The 6,431-nt window shown below is 69.3% G+C and carries 5 protein-coding genes; all 5 read right to left on the reverse strand.

Features of this window, described 5'->3' with window-relative positions; all coding sequences use genetic code 11:
• Positions 1–101: 101 nt before the first annotated feature.
• Positions 102–788: a response regulator gene (locus tag ACQ3HB_RS19700; RefSeq protein ID WP_430922478.1), complete on the reverse strand. Its 687-nt coding sequence runs from the start codon at positions 786–788 to the stop codon at positions 102–104.
• Positions 785–2,308, reverse strand: coding sequence for a sensor histidine kinase (locus ACQ3HB_RS19705; RefSeq protein ID WP_430922479.1), 1,524 nt, complete (start codon positions 2,306–2,308; stop codon positions 785–787). Before ACQ3HB_RS19705 ends, ACQ3HB_RS19700 begins: the two co-directional genes overlap by 4 nt.
• A gap of 121 nt (positions 2,309–2,429) precedes the next feature.
• A complete protein-coding gene (locus ACQ3HB_RS19710; RefSeq protein ID WP_430922481.1) occupies positions 2,430–3,761 on the reverse strand; it encodes a M50 family metallopeptidase in 1,332 nt (443 codons plus the stop codon).
• A 165-nt stretch (positions 3,762–3,926) separates the two neighbouring features.
• Positions 3,927–5,018, reverse strand: coding sequence for a 1-deoxy-D-xylulose-5-phosphate reductoisomerase (gene dxr, locus ACQ3HB_RS19715; protein ID WP_430922483.1), 1,092 nt, complete (start codon positions 5,016–5,018; stop codon positions 3,927–3,929).
• An 81-nt stretch (positions 5,019–5,099) separates the two neighbouring features.
• Positions 5,100–6,110 (reverse strand): FKBP-type peptidyl-prolyl cis-trans isomerase, encoded by a 1,011-nt coding sequence (locus ACQ3HB_RS19720; RefSeq protein WP_430922484.1) that lies wholly within the window; start codon positions 6,108–6,110, stop codon positions 5,100–5,102.
• Positions 6,111–6,431: the final 321 nt, after the last annotated feature.

A 6,431-nucleotide genomic window follows, 5' to 3' on the forward strand; every position in this document is an offset into this window, starting at 1 on the left:
CGCGACGAACCCGGTCCCTGAGCCTGTCGAAGGGCACCCAGTACCGCACCCACTTCGACAAGCTCAGTGACCGGGGCCCAGCTCAGTGACCGGGATCGGCCTCAGCCGGCGGGCGGCGCCCCGTCGCCCTGCCAGCCCGGCGCCACGAGCCCGGACTCGTAGGCGATGACGACGAGCTGCACCCTGTCCCTGGCCGAGAGCTTCGACATGATGCGCGACACATGCGTCTTCGCCGTCAACGGGCTGACGTAGAGCTCACGACCGATCTCATCGTTCGTGAGTCCGCGCCCGACGAGCCCCAGCACTTCGCGCTCTCGATCGGTCAGCGCGCTGAGCGCCGCACGATCGACGGGATCCCGCAACGACCCGGCCACCCGCGAGAGCAGTCGCCGCGTCACCCCGGGCGACAGGAGCGCGTCGCCTGCGGCCACGACGCGAACCGCCCGGATCAGCTCGGCCGGCTCCGTGTCCTTCACGAGGAACCCGCTCGCGCCGGCCCGGATCGCCTGCGCCACATACTCGTCGAGCTCGAACGTCGTCACGACGACGATCCGGGTTGGGGCGAGCGCCGGATCCGCCACGACCGTTTCGGTCGCCCACAGCCCGTCGCCGTCGGGCATTCGGATGTCCATGAGCGCGACATCGGGCCGCTCGCGCCGGATCACGGCGACCGCTTCCGTCCCCGTCGCCGCCTCGCCGACGACCTCGATGTCCGGTTCGGAGTCGAGCAGGGCGCGGAACCCGCCTCGGATGAGTCCCTGATCATCGGCGAGCACCACGCGGATCACGATCGGTCGCCCTTCGGCAGCGAGGCGACGACCCGGAAGCCTCGACCTCGTGTACCCGATGGACCGCCGGCACCGGAGGCCTCAGCGTCCGCCGGCCCTGCGCTGAGCGTTCCGCCCAGCAGCTCCGCGCGTTCCGTCATCCCCAACAATCCGTTGCCCCGTTCCTCGAGCCCGGCGGGTGCGCCGTGCCCGTCATCCGTCACGCTGAGCACGTAGCGGCCGTCGGCCTCGTGCAGCACGATGTCGACGCGCGTCGCCTCCGCGTGCCGCAGCACGTTCGTCACGCTCTCCTGGGCGATGCGGTACAGCGCGAGTTGCATCGCCGCTCCGGGCGGTTCGGTGATCTGTACGTCCAGTCGCGCATCGATCCCCTGGTCCTCGAGGCTCGTCACGAGGCTCGGCAGCGTGTCGAGGTTCGGTCCCGGCCGCCGAGGCGCAGCCTCGAACCCTCCCGCGACTCCCGCCCCGCCAGGACCGCCGCCAGCGCCGGCATCTGCACCTGGCGCGCCACCGTGACCGACACCGTCACCGAATCCGCCCGGACGCCCGGGCCCACGCCCGTCGCCACCCCTCCCACGGGAACCGGCGGCACCCGGATCGGCACGAAGCACGTCGAGCAGTCCACGCACCTCGTCGAGCGACGACTTGCTGGCAGCCTTGATGTTGCCGAGCGCCTCACGTGCGCGCTCCGGCTGCGTGTCCATCAGGTGGAGCCCCATCCCGGCCTGCACGTTGATCTGAGCGAGCGAGTGCGCGATGACGTCGTGCAGCTCCCGGGCGATCCGCACCCGCTCCTCCTGGGCGGCGGACGTGCGGCGTTCGCGCTGACGCCTCCGGTACTCCTCGGCCCGCTCGCTCTGGACGCGGATCCCCTCACCGAGCAGGATCGCGAGCAGCGTGAGCACGGTCGTCACCCCCACCCGGAACCCCGGCAGCTCGAATCCGACGACGGCCGCGACCGACAGCACGAGCACCCACCCGACGAACAGCGACACGTAGGTCCAACGCCGAGCGCCCCGGATGATCCCGGAAGCGGCCGCGAAGGCCAGCACGATTGCCGGCGCACCGCCCTCCGGCCCCAGCAGCATCGATGCGCTCGCGATGACCGCGGTGACGGCGACGACCGGACCGGGGAACCGCCGAGCGGCGAGCAGGACGAACGGGCCGATGACGGCGAGTGCGATCGAGAGCAGCCGCAGCCAGTGGAACGGGGGCCCGCCGAATCCGCCGTGCCAGTCCGACCCTTCTGCGCCGCCGAACCAGCCGGCGCGCCATGGGACGACGATCGCCGCGGGCACTTGCACGAGGAAGGACACGACGACGGGGAACCACAATCGGAACACCGGCCGCCGAGAACCGAATCGCCGCTCGCGATGCGCCCACCCGGGTCCGCCCTCGTCGAAGAATCCCTCGCGGTCCAGGCGCTCGCGAACGTACCGTTCACGCGCCTCACGGGCCTCGCGGGACCAGTGCGGTCCGGGCGGCCGAGGCGGCCAGGAGTCGTGCTCGCTCTCGGACATGTCTGCATGCTACTCGGACGCGCACGGTCCGATCGTCCGCTGGCGAGCGGAGTGCACTACTCCCCCGGGAGTACGTTCCCGGGGAGCGCACTCATCGTCCGCCGAGGGCCCGATGCCGCGATCAGCCGAGGAGGTTGACGGGCTTCACGATGTCCGCGTACACGAGCAGCGCGCTCATGCCACCGAGCAAGATGACGACCGCGAACGTGAGCGGGATGAGCTTCGCCGCGTCGACCGGCCCCGGATCGCGCTTCTTGAACACCTTGGCGAACCCGCGACGGATCGCCTCCCAGATGCCAGCGGCGACGTGCCCGCCGTCGAGCGGCAGGAGCGGGATGAGGTTGAAGACGAAGAGTGCGACGTTGAGCGAACCGAGGACGCCGAAGATCGTGGCGGCCTTGCTCGCGACGGGGATCTCGTCGAGGCTGACGACCTCGCCGACGATGCGACCGACGCCCACGACGCTCATCGGGCCGTTGGGATCGCGCTCACCCGAACCGAAGGCGGCCTTGCCGACGTCGATGAGGCGCTGCGGGAGGTTCAGGATGATGCCCGCCGTGCGTGAGACGGTGTCGCCGACCGTGGGGAGCACATCGGTCACGGGCTGCTGGACGAGTTTTGCCTGCGGGGTGATGCCGACGAAGCCGACGTCGTGCGTGACCGCCTTGCCGTTCTCGTCCACGACGACCTTGCCGGTCGCGGAGTCGACGACATCGCGCTCGAGGAGCAGCGGCGTGAGGGTCAGGTCGAGCTGCTTGCCGGCGCGGTCGACCTCGAGGGCGAGCGGCTTGCCTGCGTTGTCCTGCACGAACTTCGCCACCTGGTCGAAGGTGCTGACGGGCGTGCCGTTGATGCTCGTGATGGTGTCGCCGGGCTTCAGGCCGGCCGCCGCTGCGGGGCCGGCGGGGTCGGACGGGCTGCAGGTCTTGGAGGCGCTCGTCGACGGCTGCACGCACGCGGAGACCGTGACAAGTGTGCTCGTGTCGGTCGCCACGCCGAAGCCGACGACCGCGATGCCGATGAACAGGATCGCGAGGACGAGGTTCATGAACGGCCCGCCGAGCATGACGATGATGCGCTTCCACACCGGGAGCTTGTAGAACGTGCGATCCTCATCGCCTGCGCCGATCGTGTCGGCACTCGCCTCGCGGGCGTCCTGCACGAGCGTGTCGAAGAACCCGGTGCTCGCCGTCCTGGCCGCTTCGCCGTTCTTCGGGGGGAACATCCCGATCATCGAGATGTAGCCGCCGAGCGGGATCATCTTGACGCCGTACTCGGTCTCGCCCTTGCGCTTGGACCAGATCGTGCGGCCGAACCCGATCATGTACTGGGTCACGCGCACGCCGAAGAGCTTGGCGGGGACCAGGTGCCCGACCTCGTGCAGGCCGATGGACACGATGAGTCCCACGAGCACGATGACGATGCCCAGGACGTACAGGAGGACGGTTTCCACGACATCACGATAGTGCCAGCCGCTGACCGCCGGCTGCGGGATCGCTGTGGGCGCGCTCTGGCGATTCTGTGAGGAAGGAGGCGGTCCCGGCCGACCACGACAGACGCTGTCGGACCGTGCGGCGCCATCAGACAGGGCGGTGCCGTCGGGCAGCGCCCGGCACGATCAGGTCGCGGAAGCCGCCATCACCGTCTGCGCCTTCGCGCGCGCCCACGACTCGGCCTCGCTGAGCGCTTCACGAGTGAGCTGACCGTCGGGCGCATCGTGCGCTTCGACGACGGCGCGCACCGTCTCGAGGATCCCGAGGTAACCGATGCGACCGTCGTGGAACGCGGCGACGGCTTCTTCGTTCGCGGCGTTGAACACGGCGGGGAACGTGCGGCCGTACCCGCCGACCTGCTTCGCGAGCTTCACGGCGGGGAACGCCTCGTCGTCGAGCGGTTCGAACGTCCACGTCTGCGCGGTCGTCCAGTCGAGCGGCTTGCCGACGCCGGACACGCGGTTCGGCCAGTCCAGCCCGAGCGAGATCGGCAGGCGCATGTCGGGCGGGGATGCCTGAGCGATCGTCGACCCGTCCACGAACTCGACCATCGAGTGCACGATCGACTGCGGGTGGACGGCGACGTCGATGCGATCGTAGGGGACGTCGAAGAGCAAATGGGCTTCGATGATCTCGAGGCCCTTGTTCACGAGTGTGGACGAGTTCGTCGTGACGACGAGCCCCATGTCCCACGTCGGGTGCGCGAGTGCTTCCCGCGGGGTCACGTTCGCGAGGGACTCACGGCTGCGACCGCGGAACGGGCCGCCGGACGCCGTGAGGATGAGGCGCCTGACCTCGTTCGCCGTGCCGGAGCGGAGCGCCTGGGCGATGGCGGAGTGCTCGGAGTCGACCGGGACGATCTGACCCGGCTTCGCGATCGAGCGCACGAGGTCGCCGCCCACGATGAGCGACTCCTTGTTCGCGAGTGCGAGGGTCCGGCCGGTCTCGAGCGCGGCGAGTGTGGGGCCGAGGCCGATGGAACCGGTGATGCCGTTGAGCACGACATCCGCCTCGACGTTACGGACGAGCTGCTCCGCGTCATCGGCGCCCATCGCGATCTCATCGACGCCGAAATCGGCAGCCTGCTGCTCCACGAGCTCACGATTCGTGCCGGCTGCGAGGCCGACCACCTCGAACTGCTCGCCGTTGGCCCGGATGACATCGAGCGCCTGTGTGCCGATGGAACCGGTCGAACCGAGGATGATCACGCGTCTCACGTGGGCCAGTCTAGTTCCCGCGAGGTGTCACGAATGGTGGGTCCGGACGCTCGACAGCGACCGTTTGCGACCCCTCGCGAGCTACGGGGCGGGGGTGGCCGCGGGAGCGGTGGGTGCGCTGGCCTCGAGGATGTCGATGACGAAGACGATCGTGTCGTCAGCCTCGATGCCGGCGCCGGAGGATCCGCCGCTCGGGCCGTATCCGAGGTCGGGCGGGATGACCGCGAGGACCTGCGAACCGACGTGCTGTCCGGCGATCGCACTCGTGAACCCGGGGACGACCTGGCTCAGGAGGAAGTTGGCCGGGCCCTTGCCCCAGCTCTCGTCGAACACCTCACCCGTGCGCCAGTTGACGCCCTGGTAGTTGATGATGACACGCGAGTCGGCGGTGACGACGGGACCGTCGCCCTCCTGGAGGACCGAGACCTCGAGGTCGGCGGGGGCCGTCGTCGCCGGGATGGTCACCGTCGGCCGCCCGGCGGAGTCCAGCTGAACCTCGGGCATGCCGGCGACGGGCTCCTGCGGCGTCCCCTCGGCCTTCGCATCACTGTGGACCGTGCCGAGGACGTCCGCGACGACCACGATCGGCTGGTTCGCCTTGACGGCGCCGTTGGATGCACCGGCGTCGCCGTACGCTTCACCCGCCGGAACCACGGAGACGACACGAGACCCGACGTCGGTGCACTCGAGCGTCCGCACGAGTCCCTTCATCCACTTCTGATCGTCGATCACGATGGCTTCCGCCGGCGACGTGCCGTACGCCGTCTGCGCGACCAGGTCGCCCGTCTCGCCGTTGTAGATCGTCATCTCGACGAAGGTGGTGTCGCCCGGCTTCACCTCGGTGCCTGAGCCCTTGATGACGACGTCGCGCTGCGTCGACTCCGGCTTGAGCGAACCGTCCTTGAACTTGACCGACGGGATCACCCCGAAATCGCCCGTGACCGTGACGGCCTTCGATGCGGTCCCGGAGGACGTCTTGGCGCACTCCCCGGGCGCGGTGAGCGCGGAGGTGGAGCTGTTCGCCGCGGAGCCGCACGCGGTCAGCGTGGCCAGCGACGCGATGACGGCCAGAAGGGAGAGGCTCTTGCGCACGGAGGAACTTTCGGTCGATGCAGCGGGTGTCGGATCAGTCTCACCCATTCAGCTTCACGGTTGCTGATAGCGCCCCGCATGTCGCCTGAGCCGATGCACTGCCGTATCCAACTCAGACTCGGCCGAGGATGCAGTGCCGTACCGATGTTCAGCTTCACGGTTGCTGATAGCGCCCCGCATGTCGCCTGAGCCGATGCACTGCCGTATCCCACTCAGACTCGGCCGAGGATGCAGTGCCGTACCGATGTTCAGCTTCACGGTTGCTGATAGCGCCCCGCATGTCGCCTGAGCCGATGCACTGCCGTATCCCACTCAGACTCG

Source organism: Plantibacter lichenum, assembly GCF_050587525.1.
Classification (GTDB): Bacteria; Actinomycetota; Actinomycetes; order Actinomycetales; family Microbacteriaceae; genus Plantibacter.

Excerpts from the sequence above, each read along its gene's own strand:
- ACQ3HB_RS19705 (WP_430922479.1), bottom strand. The coding sequence starts at position 2,308 with ATGTCCGAGAGCGAGCACGACTCCTGGCCGCCTCGGCCGCCCGGACCG.